We start from the raw sequence: 16,799 nt of genomic DNA on the forward strand, positions 1-16,799 counted from the left end.
GATAATGATTATCATTGTTACATTGATTGTTATTTTTAAACACTATGTCACGTATGGATAACACAACGGCAACGCCTGCAAAAGACAAAACACCGCCTTCCGTCGCGCCAAACGACCGACGAATTGACAGTAAAACCCTGCTTGGTAACGAAGGACGCGTGATCATAGAACATGATGGTCAGCACTACCTGCTGCGCCAGACACAAGCCGGAAAACTCATTCTGACTAAATAAACAACACATTTCGCCAGCCACCCAGGTCATACCCAGGCAGCCAGCGCTTTTCGATTTCCTAATGGAGAGTTGCTATGCCTTACCTGCACACCGCTTCCCTGCGCCCATCGCTGTTGGCGCTGGCGATTATCAGTAACCTGCCCGCCGTCGCCTGGGCGGCGGTCGAGGATATGACCGTTACCGCCACCGGCAATGCCCGTAGCGCCTTTGAAGCACCGATGATGGTCAGCGTCATTGACGCCACTGCACCAGAAAACCAAACCGCCAGCTCAGCTGCCGACCTGTTACGTAAGGTTCCGGGCCTGACCCTTGATGGTACGGGCCGTACCAACGGCCAGGACGTGAATCTGCGCGGGTATGATCGACGCGGCGTTCTGGTGCTGGTTGACGGCGTTCGCCAGGGAACCGACACCGGACACCTGAACAGTACCTTCCTCGACCCGGCGCTTATCAAACGCATCGAAGTCGTGCGTGGCCCTTCCGCACTACTGTACGGTAGCGGCGCGCTAGGCGGCGTGATCGCCTATGACACTGCAGATGCCAAAGATCTACTGGAAGTCGGGCAAAACAGTGGTTATCGCGTGTTCGGTACCGCGGCGACCGGCGATCACAGTCTCGGCATGGGCGCCAGCACGTATGGCCGTACCGATACGCTGGACGGACTGCTTGCCTGGTCCAGCCGCGATCGCGGTGATTTACGCCAGAGTGACGGTACTACTGCGCCGAATGACGAAGCAATTAATAATATGCTGGCGAAAGGTAGCTGGAAAATTGACAGCGCCCAGACGCTGGCCGGTTCGCTGCGTTACTACAACAATGACGCCCGGGAACCTAAAAACCCGCAGACCAGCGCGGCGGATGCCAGCAACCCGATGACCAACCGTTCAACGATCCAGCGTGATGCGCAACTGACCTACTCGCTCGCTCCGGCGGACAATGACTGGCTGAACGCTGACGCCCGTATCTACTGGTCCGAAGCGCGCATTAATGCTCAGAACGCAGATAACACTGGCGAATTTCGCAAGCAAACCACCAAAGGCGGGAAGATCGACAACCGCAGCCGTCTGTTTACCGACTCTTTTGCATCTCACCTGTTGACCTACGGCGGTGAATACTATCGTCAGGAACAACAACCGGGAGGAGCAACAACTGGTTTCCCGGAGGCTAAGATCGATTTCAGCTCCGGCTGGCTCCAGGATGAAATCACCCTGCGCGACCTGCCGGTTACGCTGCTGGGCGGTACCCGTTATGACTCTTATCGCGGCAGCAGCGACGGTTATGAAGATGTCGATGCCGATAAATGGTCGTCCCGCGCCGGATTAACGGTTGCGCCAACTGACTGGCTGATGCTGTTCGGTTCATACGCTCAGGCTTTCCGTGCCCCGACTATGGGCGAGATGTATAACGATGCGAAACACTTTTCGATTGGTCGTTTTTACACCAACTACTGGGTGCCGAACCCTAACCTGCGCCCGGAAACCAACGAAACACAGGAATACGGATTTGGCCTGCGCTTTGACGATCTTCTGATGGCGAGCGACGCGCTCGAATTTAAAGCCAGCTATTTCGACACCAAAGCGAAAGATTACATCTCCACCAGCGTCGATTTCGCCGCTGCGACAACCACGTCCTATAACGTACCCAACGCCAAAATCTGGGGCTGGGACGTGATGGCGAAATATTCCACCGACCTGTTCAGCCTCGACATGGCCTATAACCGCACACGCGGAAAAGATACTGACACCGGCGAATACATTTCCAGCATTAACCCTGACACCGTCACCAGCAAACTGAATGTGCCGGTTGCGCACAGCGGTTTCTCTGTCGGCTGGATAGGGACATTTGCTGACCGTTCAACGCATATCAGCAGCACCTACGCTAAACAGCCCGGCTATGCGGTAAACGATTTCTACGTGAGCTATCAGGGCCAACAAGCGCTGAAAGGCATGACCACCACGCTGCTACTGGGCAACGCCTTCGACAAAGAGTACTGGTCACCGCAAGGCATTCCGCAGGATGGTCGTAATGGCAAAATTTTCGTGAGTTATCAGTGGTAATCACTTTTCCCCGGTTCGCCGGGGCCGCAATCTGGAAGGAAGAGACAATGAATCATTACACACGCTGGCTGGAACTGAAGAAAGAAAATCCTGGCAAATACGCACGTGATATTGCGGGGTTGATGAATATTAGCGAAGCCGAACTGACCTTTGCTCGCGTCGGTCACGACGCCTGGCGCTTACGTGGTGAAGTGCGTGAAATTCTCAGCGCACTGGAAGCAGTTGGCGAAACCAAATGTATTTGCCGCAATGAATACGCAGTACATGAGCAGGTAGGTGCTTTTACCAATCAGCACCTCAACGGTCATGCCGGACTGGTTCTCAATCCGCGCGCCCTCGATCTGCGTCTGTTCCTGAATCAGTGGGCCAGTACCTTTCATATCAGCGAAACAACCGCCCATGGTGAGCGTCAGAGCATTCAGTTCTTCGACCATCAGGGAGATGCGCTGCTAAAGGTCTATACCACGCAAAATACCCTCGTTGAGGAATGGGCAGCGTTGCTGACCCGTTTCATCTTTGCAGAAAACCCGCCGCTGGCACTGCAACCCGCCAACAATTCTGCGCCTGCCGCCGTCACAGTCGATGCGCAGACCGTCGATCAAGAGTGGCGAGCGATGACCGATGTCCACCAGTTCTTCGGTCTGCTGAAACGCCATGAACTCACCCGTCAACAAGCGTTTAATCTGGTGGGCGACGATCTGGCCTGTAAGGTTTCTAATAGCGCACTGGCGCAGTTACTCGACACCGCGCGTCAGGATGGCAACGAAATTATGGTTTTTGTGGGTAATCGCGGCTGTGTACAGATTTTTACCGGCGTGATTGAAAAACTGGTACCGATGAAAGGCTGGCTAAACATCTTCAACCCAACCTTTACCCTGCATCTGCTGGAAGAGAGCGTGGCCGAAACGTGGGTAACGCGCAAACCGACCGCCGATGGTCACGTCACCAGTCTGGAACTGTTTGCTGCCGACGGTACGCAAATCGCACAACTGTATGGTCAACGTACGGAAGGCGAGCCGGAACAGACACAATGGCGCACACAGATTGACGCGCTAACGCCGAAAGGACTGGCCGCATGAAAAAACTGCTGGCCCTGATCGCGCTGCTGCCCTTCGCCGCACTGGCTGCACCCGAGGAACGAGTTGTTGCCCTCGGTGGCGATGTCACCGAGATCGTATACGCACTGGGAGCACAACCCTCCCTTGTGGCGAGAGACAGCACCAGCCAATGGCCTGCTGCGGCAACCGCGTTACCTGATGTTGGTTATTTGCGCCAGCTCAACGCCGAAGGGATCCTTGCCACACGCCCTACGCTGGTCCTTGCCAGCGCGCAGGCGCAGCCTTCTCTGGTGTTAAAACAGATCGAGCAGAGCAACGTCAGGGTTGTCACGATCCCAGCAAGCAACGATCTTAACGCGATTGATGAAAAAGTTAGGGTTATCGCCGAGGCTACTCATCGGGGGGCCGACGGCGAAACGCTGCGCGCAACGTTACGTCAGGAACTGGCGACGCTCCCGTCATCTGAACTTAATAAACGTGTGCTGTTTATTCTCAATCATGGCGGGATGACCGCGATGGCGGCGGGCCAGCAAACCGGAGCCGATGCGGCGATTCGTGCCGCAGGTCTACGCAACGCGATGCAGGGCGTTAATCGCTATCAGCCACTGTCACAAGAAGGCGTCATTGCCAGCCAGCCCGATCTGGTAGTGATTTCACAAGAAGGTGTTAAGGCGATGGGTGGCGAGGCAAACCTGTGGGCGCTACCAGGACTTGCGCAAACACCTGCCGGCAGGAATAAACAGGTATTGCAGGTTGACGATATGGCGCTGTTGGGCTTCAGCGTTCGCACGCCACAGGCTATTTTGCAGCTTCGTGCTAAAGCGGAGCAATTACCCTGATGTCCCGGCGGATCACCTGTTCGTTGTGGATGTTGGCATTGATGCTGATTGTAATGACGGTTCTGGCTACCGGTTTTGGCGCGTTGCGCCTGCCGGTAAGTCTGCTCTGGCGTGATGACGATGAGGCATTGCGTCAAATCTGGCTCACGATTCGTCTGCCCCGCGTCCTGCTGGCGCTGGTGATTGGCGGTTCTCTGGCGCTCGCTGGCTGCGTGATGCAGGGGCTGTTTCGCAATCCACTTGCAGACCCTGGATTACTGGGAATAAGCAGCGGCGCCGCCTGCGCTGTGGCCCTGTGGGTGGTGCTGCCTGTCTCCTTGCCCGCGCTGCTGATGTTGTATGCTCCAATGCTGGCCGCTTTTTTCGGCGCGCTGGCGGCAACGGTAGTGATTTTTATCCTCAGCCAACAGCGCGACGGTTCACTCTCACGCCTGCTGCTGGTCGGCATTGCCATTAACGCGCTCTGTGGGGCGGCGGTTGGCGTTTTGTCGTGGGTCAGTAATGATGCGCAACTGCGCCAGCTGTCGCTATGGGGAATGGGAAGTCTGGGGGCCGCGCAGTGGTCCACACTGTTGGCTGTCACTTCACTGACAATCCCGACAGTGCTGATCATCTGGCGACTTGCTCCGGCGCTGAATCTTCTGCAGCTGGGTGAGGAAGAGGCGCATTATCTCGGCGTTGATGTGCGTACAATCCAGCGTATTTTGCTGCTTTGTAGCGCATTACTGGTTGCCTCAGCCGTGGCGGTAAGCGGCGTGATTGGCTTTATCGGGTTGGTCATCCCACATTTAATACGTATGTGGCTCGGCTCAGACCATCGGGCCGTTATTCCGGGTTCCGTGCTGGCGGGCGCGTTTTTATTGCTGATTGCCGACACGCTGGCCCGTACGGCGGTTGCGCCTGCGGAGATGCCGGTCGGTCTGTTGACCAGTCTTCTCGGCGCACCGTGGTTTTTATGGCTTATTTTTCGTCAGCGAGGACCGCATGGCTGAACATTTCATCGCTGAAGGGCTTCACTATCACGTAGCTGGCAGAGCGGTGATCGACGACGTATCGCTCGCCCTTACAAAAGGTGAACTGGTGGCGCTGATCGGCCCAAACGGCGCGGGGAAATCCACTCTGCTACGCTTGCTGACCGGTTTTCTGAAACCGGCTACCGGGCGCTGCGTGCTGGCGGGCAAACCGCTGGAGGAGTGGCCTACCCAAATGCTGTCGCGACACCGGGCGGTAATGCGTCAGCAAACGCAACTGGGATTTGACTGGCCGGTAGAGGCCGTCATCGCGATGGGTCGCGCGCCCTGGACCCAACGACCGGAACCTGGGCTTATTGCACAGGTAATGGAGATGACCGGATGTACGCCTCTGGCAGGCCGGCAATACGCCGCGCTTTCCGGCGGTGAGCAACAGCGAGTGCAGTTAGCCCGTGCGCTGGCGCAACTCTGGTGCGACGGTGCGCCTCGCGGTTGGTTATTCCTTGATGAACCGACCTCCGCGCTGGATCTTTACCACCAGCAGCATCTGTTGCGCATGCTAAAAACGCTAACCGCTTCGGGTGAGCTGCATGTGTGCATTGTGCTTCACGATCTGAACCTCGCCGCACTGTGGGCAGACAGAATAGTGCTGCTGCACAACGGCAGGCTGGTGTCGCAGGGAACACCGGAAACTGTGTTACAGGCCGATGATCTGAAGCGCTGGTACGGTGCTCAGGTACACGTTGGCCAGCATCCGGCCAACGCTTCCCCGCAGGTATTTCTGGCCCCTTAGCTTGAACAACTCACTTCCAGCCGTTTGCCCCAGTCAGGTGGACGGCTGGCATAGTCGTCATCGCGATCGGCAAACGGGGTACGCAACGCCTGGTGCAACCGATGCAGTTCGGCGTAATCCCCCTGCTCTGCCTGACTAATCGCCCGTTGCGCCAGCCAGTTACGTAATACCATCGCCGGATTTGCCGCCTTCATCTGTGTTTGTCTGACTGCATCGGCAATATTGTCTTGCTGAAGGCGCGAGCGATACCGCGTGAACCAGTCGTCAAATGCTGCGCGGTCGATAAACTCATCGCGCAACGGAGATTGCGCACTGTGCTGCTCCGTTTCGCTGAGCATGCGAAACGTTCGCGTATAGTCGCTTCTTTCTCGCGCCATCAGGCTAAACAGTTCGCTAAGCAGTTCGTTATCGTCTTTCTGCTCGCTAAAGAAGCCGAGCTTTTGCCGCATCCGCTGACCATAGCGAGTTAATAGCGCCAGCTGGTAACTGTCCAGCGCATCATTTAGCGCCTCGACCGGGATAAACGGCGACAGGGTTTGCGCCAGACGTTGCAGGTTCCACAACGCGGCGGCCGGTTGATTATCGAAACTGTATCGCCCCTGGTTGTCAGAGTGGTTGCAGATATAATCAGGCACGTAATCATCAAGAAAACCGAATGGACCGTAATCCATTGTCAGACCCAGAATCGACATGTTGTCCGTGTTCATAACACCATGCGCAAATCCTACCGCCTGCCAGTCAGCGATTAACGTCGCAGTACGCGTGACAACATCGTTAAACCACAGCTGATACTTATCGGCTTCTTCCTGCCATTGCGGCCAGTAATGGCGAATCGCAAAGTCAGCCAACTCGCGCACTTTTTCCGGCTCTCGGCGATAGTAAAAATGCTCAAAATGGCCAAATCGCATATGGCTTTGCGCCACGCGAATGAGCATCGCCCCTGCTTCGACCGTTTCGCGATAAACCGGCGTGTCGCTGGTGACAATCGACAATGCCCGCGTGGTCGGTATTCCCAGGTAGTACATCGCTTCACTGGCCAGGCTTTCACGAATGGTCGAGCGCAGCACGGCACGCCCATCACCCATGCGGGAATACGGCGTGAGTCCGGCGCCTTTCAGGTGCCAGTCAAACGTTGAACCATCCGCGAGCTGTTGTTCGCCCAGCAGGATCCCACGTCCGTCGCCAAGCTGACCAGCCCAGACACCGAACTGATGCCCACTATAAACCTGGGCTAAAGGCGACATCCCGGGGAGCAACGATTCGCCGCCCCAAACGCCTGCACCAGTCGGAATATCAAATAGCGCCGCAGGAATTGCTAATTGCTCCGCCAGCGCATCGTTATGCCAGATAAGGCGCGCGTTTTTCAGAGGGGTGGGTGAAAGCGCGGTATAGGTTGCTGGTAGTTCATCACGCCAGCGAGTGGTAAAAGACAGGGTCATAGGGCCTCCTGCCTCTAGTGTAGACTGTTAATAGCCTGTTAAACACTAGCAAATAAAAGGGTTATATCTTAGCGAGCGAAATTATCTGCGCAGGAGGTACCGCAGGCCACAACCCTCCCTGCATGGCACTGAATCCCACAGGCAAGACGCGCTCCAGCATCTCTTGTGTATCAATTCCGCTAATGATTATTGACTCACAGCTGGGCGATAGTTGCGCCAGAATAGCCCGCATAAACGGTTCAAACGAAATATGTGCAATCCTTTGTTGAACAAAGTTTTTATCCAGCACAACGTGTTTGAACAGGCCGTCAAAAATTGCCCGGGTTGATATACCGCCAGAACCATAGTTTGTCAGGACTAATGGAAATCGCGCAGCAAGTGCGGCCAATACTGGATTATCTTTACCTTTGTTTAACTCCGGATAGCTTTCATTAATAGCCAGCTCCAGAAATGAAAATCGTTCAACTTGTGAAGCAAATTCAGTATCTGATAATAAAGTATTAGCAACTGCTGGCGTTAAATTAATCCAGGCGGATACTTTTCGCTGAATAAAAAAATGTTGGCACGTTTCGATTAATTCTAGTTTTTCTACAAATAAACGACATTGTTCGTCGTCTGACATCCGAGGTAGGACCAGCTCGGTGGGTATACGCACATCCCCATGCGCACTGGCGAAACTGGTGATGATATCAACGAATTCAAGATCGCCTTTTTCGCTTCTCGCAGGAAGAAAAGAGAACTCAGAATGGTAAAGATTATCCAGTGAAACAATCATCGTGCCAGCCCCGCTGCATGGGTGTTATCCGGCATCCTGTAGCAAAGGATGGAGAAATACGTTACTGCTGATGCAAGTAGAGGCCCTTTCATTTTTCCCTTTTTAGCCGGTAAATCGAATCCTTTTTTTTAGCTTATCCTGATTATAAGCGAATATCCAGCTTTGCACTTTTTAATATCTCGGAATAAATCATATTTTTAGCAAGATACGCTCTTAATGTTCAGGGGTATTGTCTAACCAAAAGCAGAAATAAAAGTTAACTTTCAAATGGTGATGTTGAGGCTGCGCACTCGATGGCAGCCTCGGAGTTGCGGGGGATTAAATACGTCGCGCCTGCCAAAAGTTTTTACGCCAGTAAACGTTATCCAGAGACGAGCGCATCACGCCACGGCTGGTTGAAGCATGAATAAATTGATTATTGGTATCGTAAATACCAACATGCAGACCGCTTTCCCCAGACCCGGTTTTAAAGAAAACCAGATCGCCGGGCAGCAAATCGTCTTTATCAATTTCGGTACCAATCTTTGATTGCGTACGCGTATCGCGCGGAAGTTGCAGGTCGAATTTATCGCGCATCGTCATCAAAACAAATCCAGAACAATCCACCCCACTACGACTCATGCCGCCATAACGATAGGGTGTGCCATGCCAGGTTTGTAGCTGATCATTAAGACCGGCGATAACGGCAATAGAATCCGACAAGCGGGCATTTGGCGCAGGCGCACGATGGCTGCTGCAGCCCGCCAAAAACAATGCTGTGATGAAAAGGAGCCAAAAGCGCATTCAGTACGAATCCTCTGAATTTTATTTTTATGCCAATTTAGCGTGGAAATTATATGATTTTCAAGAACCCATTTCACTTAAGTGGTTGATATGAGCATTCTGTGCCCTTCAATATCCAAACGTCGGAAGTTGACGCCATAGGCCGCAGACAGATTGGCCGGCGTCAGCACCGCATCTCGTGAACCACTGGCAAGCAGTTTCCCGCGTTTGAGTAGCCAGGCTTTATGCGCATGGCGTAAGGTGTGATTAAGGTCGTGGCTACTCATCACAATCGCTATGCCCTGCAAACACAGCTGACTCAACAAGCGGTCCAGTGCGTTTTGTTGCGCGACATCCAGACTGTTCATCGGCTCATCCAGCAGTAAAAGCTGACCTAATGGATTCGATTGCGGGCAAATCTGCAGGATAACCGCAGCCAGGCGCACACGCTGCCACTCACCGCCGGAGAGTTGGTTCACGCCGCGCCCCAGTTTATCTCCCAGGCCGAGCGCATCGGCGATCTCCTGTAACAGATCGGTACGTGCTTTGTCGGGTTGATGCAGCGTCAGAAAATGCCAGACCGGCATGGCAAACGGCGGATTTTGCTGTTGCGCAAGATAGGCGCGATATTGCGCCAGCCTGGCGGCCGGCCATTCCTCCAACGGCATATCACCAAAAGTGATACTGCCCTCTCCGTTTGTCAGACCCGCCATACGCGCCAACAGCGTACTTTTTCCGGCACCGTTTGGTCCCACTAAATGCAAGATCTCTCCTGCTTTGATCTCACCAGAAAGCGGGCCGAGACGGGTCGATTCCGCGACGTCCTGTAGCTGCATCAATCGAGACATTAGTTTGCCAGCGCCTGCTTGATGGTTTGCACCAGGATGGGATCCTCAGGTGTCATATCCGGTGAGAATCGTTGCAGCACTTTTCCATCGCGACCCACTAAAAACTTCTCGAAATTCCACAGGATATCGTCCGGGTAGAGCGGCGCACGACCTTTGCTCGCCATTCGCTCGTAGAACCCACTATCCGCAGGCGCAACGGCCGTTGGCGCGGCATCAATCAGCTTCTGATACAGCGGATGGCGTCCCTCGCCGTTGACGTCAATTTTGCTGAACATCGGGAAAGTTACGCCCCATGTGGTACTGCAGTACGTTTTTATTTCCTCTTCGCTGCCCGGCTCCTGTCCCAGAAACTGATTGCAAGGGAAACCAAGAACGCTGAAGCCCTGTTGGTGCCAGGCTTTCTGCAGATTTTCCAGTTGCTCGTACTGCGGCGTCAGTCCACATTTTGAAGCAACGTTGACGATTAACAGCACATTCCCGGAATACGGCTGCAGTGAGGTAACCTCGCCGTCGATGGTCGTCACTTCTGTATCGAGGATAGTGTTTTGCATAGCATCTCCAGAACAACAGGTGGATTTTCAGTTTTTAATCATAGACCGTACCAACGCGTTCTAGCGCGCGGCTTTTAACAATAGCCAGATAAATACCGGTGCGCCCATGGTGGCCGTTACCACGCCGATAGGTAACTCAGCCGAGGCCAGCACCAAACGCGCGACAACATCAGCAAACAATAATGCGATTGCGCCAGCCAACGCACAACCTGGCAGTAAAACACGGTGGTCGGTGAGGCCGCACAGTCGCAAAATATGCGGGATCACAAGCCCAATAAAACCAATCGCCCCTGCCAGAGCCACGCTCACGCCAACCATCCAGCCTGTGGCAACCACCAGCAGGTTGCGCCAGAACCATAATGGCAGTCCCAACTGACGTGCAGAAGTCTCTCCTAACGCCAGCATATTCATCGGCTGCGACTGACAGCAGATCCACACCAGCACCGGAATCAACGCCACCATGAGCCAGGCCTGATGCCAGTCTACGCCACCGAAGCCCCCCATCATCCAGTACATCAGCTGTCGTAAGTCAAACGAGGTAGAGAAGTAGATAGCCCATGTCATCAGCGCGCTACAGATTATCCCCAGCGCCACCCCCGCCAGCAGCAGGCGGCTGGTAGACAGATGTCGACGAGCGAAACGTAGCAGAATAAGCGTGATAATCAGCGCTCCGGCAATGGCGCAAAGGCCCAACGCCCAGCCAGGGAGTTGCCCCTGCCCCAGCAGCACCGCCGCGATAAGCCCGACTCCCGCGCCGTTAGATACGCCCAGTAATCCAGGCTCTGCGAGCGGGTTTTCAAACAGAGCTTGCATCACTGCGCCAGATAAGGCCAATGCAGCGCCTACCAGCAAAACGGCAAGGGTACGGGGAAGTCGAATTTGCCAGACGAACAGATCGCCGCGGGCGCTGAACCAGTCGCCGGGAGCGATCCATTGTTCTCCTGAGCACAAGCTTAGAATCGTTGCCAGTAGCATCAGTACTGACAGTGACAGTATCCAGCGTACGTTTCGACGCTGCTGTTGATGGGCGAAAGTCAGCATGTTTTCCATTCTGCTGAAAAGAGATGGAGATGATTCTACGGTGCTGATTCGGTAGTGAAAAGGAAAAAGGCCGCATAGCGGCCTTTTTAGTTATACGCGTCATACTCTGCGTATCGTTAAATCACTCTTCTTTGGGCGTTGCGTTTTCAACCCGGCTTTTTAACTTCTGTCCGGGTCTGAAGGTCACCACGCGCCGTGCTGTAATGGGAATATCTTCGCCCGTTTTCGGGTTACGGCCCGGACGTTGATTCTTATCACGCAGATCGAAGTTACCAAAACCAGAGAGTTTTACCTGCTCACCATTTTCCAGAGCACGACGGATCTCTTCGAAAAACAGCTCGACCAGTTCTTTGGCATCCCGCTTGCTAAGCCCAAGCTTATCAAACAGATATTCTGACATTTCAGCTTTTGTAAGCGCCATAGGTTCAATCCCTCAATGATGCCTGGAATCGCTCTTTTAATGCCTCTACACATTTGGCGACGGTAGCGGCAATCTCCTCTTCTTCAAGTGTACGGCTGGTATCCTGAAGGATCAGGCTGATAGCGAGGCTCTTATAGCCCTCCGCAACACCCTTACCGCGGTACACGTCAAATAAGTTTACGCCAACTACCTGATTTACGCCAACTTTCTTACACTCGGATAAAATATCCGCAGCGGGAACGTTTTCTGCCACAACGACTGCGATATCGCGACGGTTCGCTGGGAAGCGAGAAACTTCACGCGCCTGAGGCACCACGCGGTCTGCGAGCTTATTCCACTCCAGTTCAAACACCAGAGTGCGACCGTTCAGGTCCAGTTTACGTTCCAGTTCAGGATGAACAACCCCAATGAAACCAATACGTTCACCTTTCAGATAAATCGCCGCAGACTGACCCGGATGCAGTGCTGGATTCGCTTCAGCTTTGAACTGAATGTCCCCCAGTTTTCCGGTCAGGTCGAGAACCGCTTCCAGATCGCCTTTCAGATCATAGAAATCAACGGTCTCTTTTGCCAGATTCCAGTGTTCATCATGACGGTTACCGCAGATCACGCCAGCCAGCATCAGATCCTGACGGATCCCGAGGTTGGCCTGCGTATCTGGCACGAAACGTAAACCCGTTTCGAAAATACGTACGCGGTTCTGCTGACGATTCTGGTTATACACTACCGTAGACAGCAAGCCAGTCCACAGGGACAAACGCATTGCTGACATATCAATAGAGATTGGGCTTGGCAGCAGCAGCGCTTCTTCACCCGGATGCAGCAGCGACTGGACTTTCGGGTCGACGAAGCTATAGGTAATGACTTCCTGGTAGCCTTTGTCATTCAGCATGGTTTTTACACGTTTCAGCGACAAATCCGCTTCACGATGCGTACCCATGATAAGACCCGCCTGAATCGGCGTGTTCGGGATATTGTCATACCCGTATACGCGGGCGACTTCTTCGACCAGGTCTTCTTCGATTTCCATATCGAAACGCCAGCTCGGCGCGACCGCTTTCCACTCATCCTGCCCTTCCGTCACGTCACAACCCAGACGACGCAAAATGTCGCTCACCTGCTCATCGGCAATATGGTGTCCGATCAGACGATCCAGTTTGCTACGACGAAGCGTAATGGTTGCGCGTTTTGGCAGCGTGGCTTCGTTCGTCACATCAATGACTGGGCCCGCTTCACCGCCGCAGATATCAATCAGCAGGCGCGTTGCACGTTCCATGGCCTTATGTTGCAGCGCAGGATCGACACCACGTTCATAGCGGTGAGATGCATCGGTGTGCAGACCGTGACGGCGCGCGCGACCGGTAATAGACAGCGGGCTGAAGAATGCACATTCCAGCAGGACGTTTTGTGTTTCATCGTTCACGCCGGAATGTTCGCCACCAAAGATGCCGCCCATCGCCAGCGCTTTGTTGTGGTCCGCAATCACCAGCGTATCTGCATTCAGCTTCGCTTCGCTGCCGTCCAGCAATACCAGGGTCTCACCCTCTTTTGCCATACGGACAACAATTCCGCCTTCAATGCGGTCTTTGTCGAATGCGTGCATCGGCTGGCCCAGTTCGAGCAGCACATAGTTAGTCACGTCAACCACGGCATCGATAGAACGAATACCGCAACGACGCAGTTTTTCTTTCATCCACAGCGGGGTCGGCGCTTTAACATTGATGCCTTTCACCACGCGGCCCAGATAGCGTGGGCAGGCTTCCACGGCTTCAACCTGAATCGGCAGGACGTCGCTAATGGTCGCGGCTACTGGCGCGATTTCCGGTTCAACCAGCGGGGCTTTGTTCAGTACAGCAACATCACGCGCTACACCGATGATGCCTAAGCAGTCGGCGCGGTTCGGCGTGACGCTGATTTCGATGGTGTTGTCGTCAAGCTTCAGGTATTCACGGATATCGGTGCCAATTGGCGCATCGGCAGGCAGTTCGATAATCCCGTTATGATCGTCGGAAATACCCAGCTCGGAGAACGAGCACAGCATGCCTTCAGATGGTTCACCGCGCAGTTTCGCGGCTTTAATTTTGAAATCGCCCGGCAGAACGGCACCAACGGTTGCCACAGCCACTTTCAACCCCTGACGGCAGTTTGGCGCACCGCAGACGATATCCAGCAGGCGGTCGCCGCCTACATTCACTTTGGTGACGCGCAGTTTGTCAGCGTTAGGGTGTTGGCCGCATTCAACCACTTCACCTACCACAACGCCATTGAACGCGCCGGAAACAGGTTCCACACCGTCAACTTCAAGACCCGCCATCGTGATTTGGTTTGACAGCGCATCGCTATCAATCGCCGGATTTACCCATTCGCGTAACCACAGTTCACTGAATTTCATTGTTTTATCCTGCCTTTATTTAAACTGTTTGAGGAAACGCAGATCGTTTTCGAAGAAAGAACGCAGATCGGTAACGCCGTAACGCAGCATGGTCAGACGCTCCATACCCATACCGAATGCAAAGCCGGAATAGATTTCCGGATCGATGCCAACATTACGCAACACGTTCGGGTGAACCATCCCGCAGCCCAGCACTTCCAGCCATTTGCCGTTTTTGCCCATCACGTCAACTTCCGCAGATGGTTCAGTGAACGGGAAGTAGGAAGGACGGAAACGAACCTGCAGGTCTTCTTCAAAGAAGTTGCGCAGGAAATCGTGCAGTGTGCCTTTCAGGTTGGTGAAATTGATGTTGGTATCAACAATCAGCCCTTCCATCTGGTGGAACATTGGGGTGTGAGTCTGATCGTAATCGTTACGATATACGCGGCCCGGGGCGATAATACGGATCGGCGGCTGTTTTTCTTTCATGGTGCGGATCTGCACGCCGGAAGTCTGTGTGCGCAGCAGACGCGTCGCGTCAAACCAGAAAGTGTCGTGGTCAGCGCGCGCCGGGTGATGGCCAGGAATGTTGAGCGCATCGAAGTTATGATAGTCATCTTCGATTTCCGGACCGGTCGCCACGGTAAAGCCCAGCTCACCGAAGAAACTTTCAATCCTGTCGATTGTACGCGTCACCGGGTGCAGACCGCCGTTTTCGATACGACGCCCAGGAAGGGAAATATCGATCGTTTCTTCAGCCAGACGAGCATTCAGCGCAGCGCTTTCTAATTCGGCCTTACGCGCGTTCAGCGCTTGCTGTACCTGCTCTTTGGCTTCGTTAATCACCGCACCTGCTGCCGGGCGCTCTTCTGGCGGCAGTTCGCGCAGGGTTGTCATCTGAAGGGTCAAGTGCCCTTTCTTGCCCAAATATTCGACGCGGACATTGTCTAACGCGGCAACATCTGAAGCCTGGTTAATGGCGGCCGTTGCACTGGCAACCAGCTCTGCGAGATGTGACATGGTTTTCCTCGTTATGTTGCGATATTCACTAGTCGCTCGTATATACGCAAAATCATTCAAGTTGTATCAACGCGGCCAAAGAGCGAATGCAGCCAATACAGAGACAACTTGAAAGATGACGCGTATAAAAAAAGCCTCCACCAGGGAGGCTTTTAGGCGCTGTTTTCCGTTTCTTCTTTCACGCGCAAGCCTCCTGAGTTCAGGTGCTAAAGTAAAAGAAGAAGCGGAAAATAGCAGCATTCATGCTTGCGTTACCTTGTGTGGTAAAAACCGGACAACCTTTATTGAAAAGGCTTACGGATAAATTGTCAACTAATTGATTGCACTACAAATAAAAGAGAGGGAGCCAGGCTCCCTCTTTTCACCGGCTTATGCCAGAGCTGCTTTCGCTTTTTCGACCAGAGCGGTGAACGCTACTTTGTCGAATACTGCGATGTCAGCCAGGATCTTACGGTCGATTTCAACAGAGGCTTTTTTCAGGCCGTTGATGAATTTGCTGTAAGAAATACCGTTCTGACGTGCTGCTGCGTTGATACGCGCAATCCACAGTTGACGGAACTGACGCTTTTTCTGACGACGGTCACGATAAGCGTACTGACCAGCTTTGATAACAGCCTGGAAGGCAACGCGGTATACGCGAGAACGCGCACCGTAGTAGCCTTTAGCTTGTTTCAAAATTTTCTTGTGACGTGCACGGGCAACTACACCACGTTTTACGCGAGCCATATGTGCTCTCCTGTATCTATATTCTTAGTAAAAAAATGAATTAAACGTTAACGGCTTATGCGTACGGCAGGCACGCGATAACCAGACCCAGATCGCCTTTAGACACGAGGCCTTTTGGACGCAGGTGACGTTTACGCTTAGTAGATTTTTTGGTCAGAATATGACGCAGGTTTGCGTGCTTACGCTTAAATCCACCACCACCGGTTTTTTTGAAACGCTTAGCAGCACCGCGTACGGTCTTAATTTTTGGCATTTTAATAACTTCCACTTCGCATTGTTAATAAACGAAACGTAGGCGAACAACGGCTGTGGAACCCGTAGGCTCCACAGACATTGCTACTTGAAGGCCTTACTGTTTCTTCTTAGGAGCGAGCACCATGATCATCTGGCGGCCTTCGATCTTCGTAGGGAAGGATTCGACTACTGCCAGTTCACTCAGATCGTCACGGACGCGGTTGAGCACTTCCATACCGATCTGTTGGTGGGCCATCTCACGACCGCGAAAACGCAGCGTGATCTTAGCCTTATCGCCATCTTCCAGAAAGCGTACCAGGCTGCGGAGTTTTACCTGGTAATCGCCATCGTCGGTGCCAGGACGGAATTTAATTTCCTTAACCTGGATAACTTTTTGCTTTTTCTTCTGTTCCTTAGAAGACTTACTCTTTTCATAAAGGAACTTGCCGTAGTCCATAATACGACAAACTGGCGGTTCGGCGTTAGGGCTGATTTCAACTAAATCTACTCCAGCTTCTTCAGCTTTTTCGATCGCTTCTCTCAGACTCACAATACCCAAAGCTTCGCCTTCCAGACCTGTTAAGCGAACTTCCAGGGCGCGAATCTCGCCATTGATACGATTCGGACGTGCCGTTTGAACTCGTTTTCCGCCTTTAATAC

Annotated in this window: 19 protein-coding genes and 1 other annotated feature; of the genes, 6 read left to right on the top strand and 13 right to left on the bottom strand. The window is 53.3% G+C overall.

Annotation, left to right across the window (positions count from 1 at the left end; genetic code table 11):
• Window positions 1-44: 44 nt before the first annotated feature.
• The 6 genes from hemP (at window position 45) to OGY13_RS14200 (ending at window position 5,951) form a co-directional block, all read left to right on the top strand.
• A complete protein-coding gene (gene hemP, locus OGY13_RS14175) occupies window positions 45-233 on the top strand; it encodes a hemin uptake protein HemP (RefSeq protein ID WP_003832599.1) in 189 nt (62 codons plus the stop codon).
• Window positions 234-307: 74 nt separating this feature from the next.
• Entirely contained in the window at window positions 308-2,290 is a 1,983-nt protein-coding gene (locus OGY13_RS14180; protein ID WP_191238582.1) for a TonB-dependent hemoglobin/transferrin/lactoferrin family receptor, read from the top strand.
• A 47-nt stretch (window positions 2,291-2,337) separates the two neighbouring features.
• On the top strand, window positions 2,338-3,369 hold the full coding sequence (gene chuS, locus OGY13_RS14185) for a hematinate-forming heme oxygenase ChuS (protein ID WP_048226740.1): 1,032 nt from the start codon (window positions 2,338-2,340) through the stop codon (window positions 3,367-3,369).
• On the top strand, window positions 3,366-4,187 hold the full coding sequence (locus OGY13_RS14190) for a heme/hemin ABC transporter substrate-binding protein (RefSeq protein ID WP_213752548.1): 822 nt from the start codon (window positions 3,366-3,368) through the stop codon (window positions 4,185-4,187). Before chuS ends, OGY13_RS14190 begins: the two co-directional genes overlap by 4 nt.
• Window positions 4,187-5,179, top strand: coding sequence for a FecCD family ABC transporter permease (locus OGY13_RS14195; RefSeq protein WP_103014605.1), 993 nt, complete (start codon window positions 4,187-4,189; stop codon window positions 5,177-5,179). Before OGY13_RS14190 ends, OGY13_RS14195 begins: the two co-directional genes overlap by 1 nt.
• Window positions 5,172-5,951, top strand: a complete 780-nt coding sequence (locus tag OGY13_RS14200) for a heme ABC transporter ATP-binding protein (protein WP_103285104.1) — start codon at window positions 5,172-5,174, stop codon at window positions 5,949-5,951. The genes OGY13_RS14195 and OGY13_RS14200 overlap by 8 nt, the downstream gene beginning before the upstream one ends.
• On the opposite strand, the gene selO is transcribed toward OGY13_RS14200, so the two are convergent.
• The 13 genes from selO to infC form a co-directional block, all read right to left on the bottom strand.
• Complete coding sequence (selO, locus tag OGY13_RS14205) at window positions 5,948-7,390, bottom strand: protein adenylyltransferase SelO (protein ID WP_191238584.1); 1,443 nt, start codon at window positions 7,388-7,390, stop codon at window positions 5,948-5,950. The two genes, OGY13_RS14200 and selO, sit on opposite strands and share 4 nt — an antisense overlap.
• A 61-nt stretch (window positions 7,391-7,451) precedes the next feature.
• Window positions 7,452-8,165: an EAL domain-containing protein gene (locus OGY13_RS14210; RefSeq protein WP_103014602.1), complete on the bottom strand. Its 714-nt coding sequence runs from the start codon at window positions 8,163-8,165 to the stop codon at window positions 7,452-7,454.
• A 318-nt stretch (window positions 8,166-8,483) separates the two neighbouring features.
• Entirely contained in the window at window positions 8,484-8,948 is a 465-nt protein-coding gene (locus OGY13_RS14215) for an NlpC/P60 family protein (protein ID WP_003832591.1), read from the bottom strand.
• Between the two features lie 77 nt (window positions 8,949-9,025).
• A complete protein-coding gene (gene btuD / locus OGY13_RS14220) occupies window positions 9,026-9,775 on the bottom strand; it encodes a vitamin B12 ABC transporter ATP-binding protein BtuD (protein ID WP_060682303.1) in 750 nt (249 codons plus the stop codon).
• Window positions 9,775-10,326: a glutathione peroxidase gene (locus OGY13_RS14225; protein ID WP_003832585.1), complete on the bottom strand. Its 552-nt coding sequence runs from the start codon at window positions 10,324-10,326 to the stop codon at window positions 9,775-9,777. The genes btuD and OGY13_RS14225 overlap by 1 nt, the downstream gene beginning before the upstream one ends.
• A gap of 60 nt (window positions 10,327-10,386) precedes the next feature.
• Window positions 10,387-11,367 carry a vitamin B12 ABC transporter permease BtuC gene (btuC, locus tag OGY13_RS14230; protein WP_079933931.1) on the bottom strand — a complete coding sequence of 327 codons (981 nt, stop codon included), beginning with the start codon at window positions 11,365-11,367 and terminating at the stop codon, window positions 10,387-10,389.
• Window positions 11,368-11,488: 121 nt separating this feature from the next.
• Window positions 11,489-11,788, bottom strand: coding sequence for an integration host factor subunit alpha (gene ihfA / locus OGY13_RS14235; protein ID WP_003030571.1), 300 nt, complete (start codon window positions 11,786-11,788; stop codon window positions 11,489-11,491).
• 4 nt (window positions 11,789-11,792) lie between these two features.
• A complete protein-coding gene (gene pheT / locus OGY13_RS14240; protein ID WP_079933930.1) occupies window positions 11,793-14,180 on the bottom strand; it encodes a phenylalanine--tRNA ligase subunit beta in 2,388 nt (795 codons plus the stop codon).
• Window positions 14,181-14,195: 15 nt separating this feature from the next.
• Window positions 14,196-15,179, bottom strand: coding sequence for a phenylalanine--tRNA ligase subunit alpha (gene pheS, locus OGY13_RS14245; RefSeq protein WP_003832580.1), 984 nt, complete (start codon window positions 15,177-15,179; stop codon window positions 14,196-14,198).
• A gap of 124 nt (window positions 15,180-15,303) precedes the next feature.
• Window positions 15,304-15,428: a sequence feature (Phe leader region), on the bottom strand.
• Window positions 15,379-15,423 (bottom strand): pheST operon leader peptide PheM, encoded by a 45-nt coding sequence (pheM, locus tag OGY13_RS14250; protein ID WP_001386830.1) that lies wholly within the window; start codon window positions 15,421-15,423, stop codon window positions 15,379-15,381. Its footprint overlaps the feature before it by 45 nt.
• 120 nt (window positions 15,429-15,548) lie before the next feature.
• Window positions 15,549-15,905 carry a 50S ribosomal protein L20 gene (gene rplT, locus OGY13_RS14255; protein WP_003030578.1) on the bottom strand — a complete coding sequence of 119 codons (357 nt, stop codon included), beginning with the start codon at window positions 15,903-15,905 and terminating at the stop codon, window positions 15,549-15,551.
• Between the two features lie 55 nt (window positions 15,906-15,960).
• Entirely contained in the window at window positions 15,961-16,158 is a 198-nt protein-coding gene (rpmI, locus tag OGY13_RS14260) for a 50S ribosomal protein L35 (protein ID WP_003030583.1), read from the bottom strand.
• 96 nt (window positions 16,159-16,254) lie between these two features.
• A complete protein-coding gene (gene infC / locus OGY13_RS14265; RefSeq protein ID WP_048997935.1) occupies window positions 16,255-16,797 on the bottom strand; it encodes a translation initiation factor IF-3 in 543 nt (180 codons plus the stop codon).
• Window positions 16,798-16,799: the final 2 nt, after the last annotated feature.

Source organism: Citrobacter sp. Cpo045 (assembly GCF_030332875.1).
Lineage (GTDB): Bacteria > Pseudomonadota > Gammaproteobacteria > Enterobacterales > Enterobacteriaceae > Citrobacter > Citrobacter portucalensis.

Coding starts and splice junctions, on each gene's coding strand:
- OGY13_RS14190 (WP_213752548.1), top strand. CDS start 3,366: ATGAAAAAACTGCTGGCCCTGATCGCGCTGCTGCCCTTCGCCGCACTG.
- OGY13_RS14210 (WP_103014602.1), bottom strand. CDS start 8,165: ATGATTGTTTCACTGGATAATCTTTACCATTCTGAGTTCTCTTTTCTT.
- OGY13_RS14215 (WP_003832591.1), bottom strand. CDS start 8,948: ATGCGCTTTTGGCTCCTTTTCATCACAGCATTGTTTTTGGCGGGCTGC.
- btuC (WP_079933931.1), bottom strand. CDS start 11,367: ATGCTGACTTTCGCCCATCAACAGCAGCGTCGAAACGTACGCTGGATA.
- chuS (WP_048226740.1), top strand. CDS start 2,338: ATGAATCATTACACACGCTGGCTGGAACTGAAGAAAGAAAATCCTGGC.
- selO (WP_191238584.1), bottom strand. CDS start 7,390: ATGACCCTGTCTTTTACCACTCGCTGGCGTGATGAACTACCAGCAACC.
- rplT (WP_003030578.1), bottom strand. CDS start 15,905: ATGGCTCGCGTAAAACGTGGTGTAGTTGCCCGTGCACGTCACAAGAAA.
- pheT (WP_079933930.1), bottom strand. CDS start 14,180: ATGAAATTCAGTGAACTGTGGTTACGCGAATGGGTAAATCCGGCGATT.
- pheS (WP_003832580.1), bottom strand. CDS start 15,179: ATGTCACATCTCGCAGAGCTGGTTGCCAGTGCAACGGCCGCCATTAAC.
- btuD (WP_060682303.1), bottom strand. CDS start 9,775: ATGTCTCGATTGATGCAGCTACAGGACGTCGCGGAATCGACCCGTCTC.
- OGY13_RS14180 (WP_191238582.1), top strand. CDS start 308: ATGCCTTACCTGCACACCGCTTCCCTGCGCCCATCGCTGTTGGCGCTG.
- ihfA (WP_003030571.1), bottom strand. CDS start 11,788: ATGGCGCTTACAAAAGCTGAAATGTCAGAATATCTGTTTGATAAGCTT.
- hemP (WP_003832599.1), top strand. CDS start 45: ATGTCACGTATGGATAACACAACGGCAACGCCTGCAAAAGACAAAACA.
- OGY13_RS14195 (WP_103014605.1), top strand. CDS start 4,187: ATGTCCCGGCGGATCACCTGTTCGTTGTGGATGTTGGCATTGATGCTG.
- OGY13_RS14225 (WP_003832585.1), bottom strand. CDS start 10,326: ATGCAAAACACTATCCTCGATACAGAAGTGACGACCATCGACGGCGAG.
- rpmI (WP_003030583.1), bottom strand. CDS start 16,158: ATGCCAAAAATTAAGACCGTACGCGGTGCTGCTAAGCGTTTCAAAAAA.
- OGY13_RS14200 (WP_103285104.1), top strand. CDS start 5,172: ATGGCTGAACATTTCATCGCTGAAGGGCTTCACTATCACGTAGCTGGC.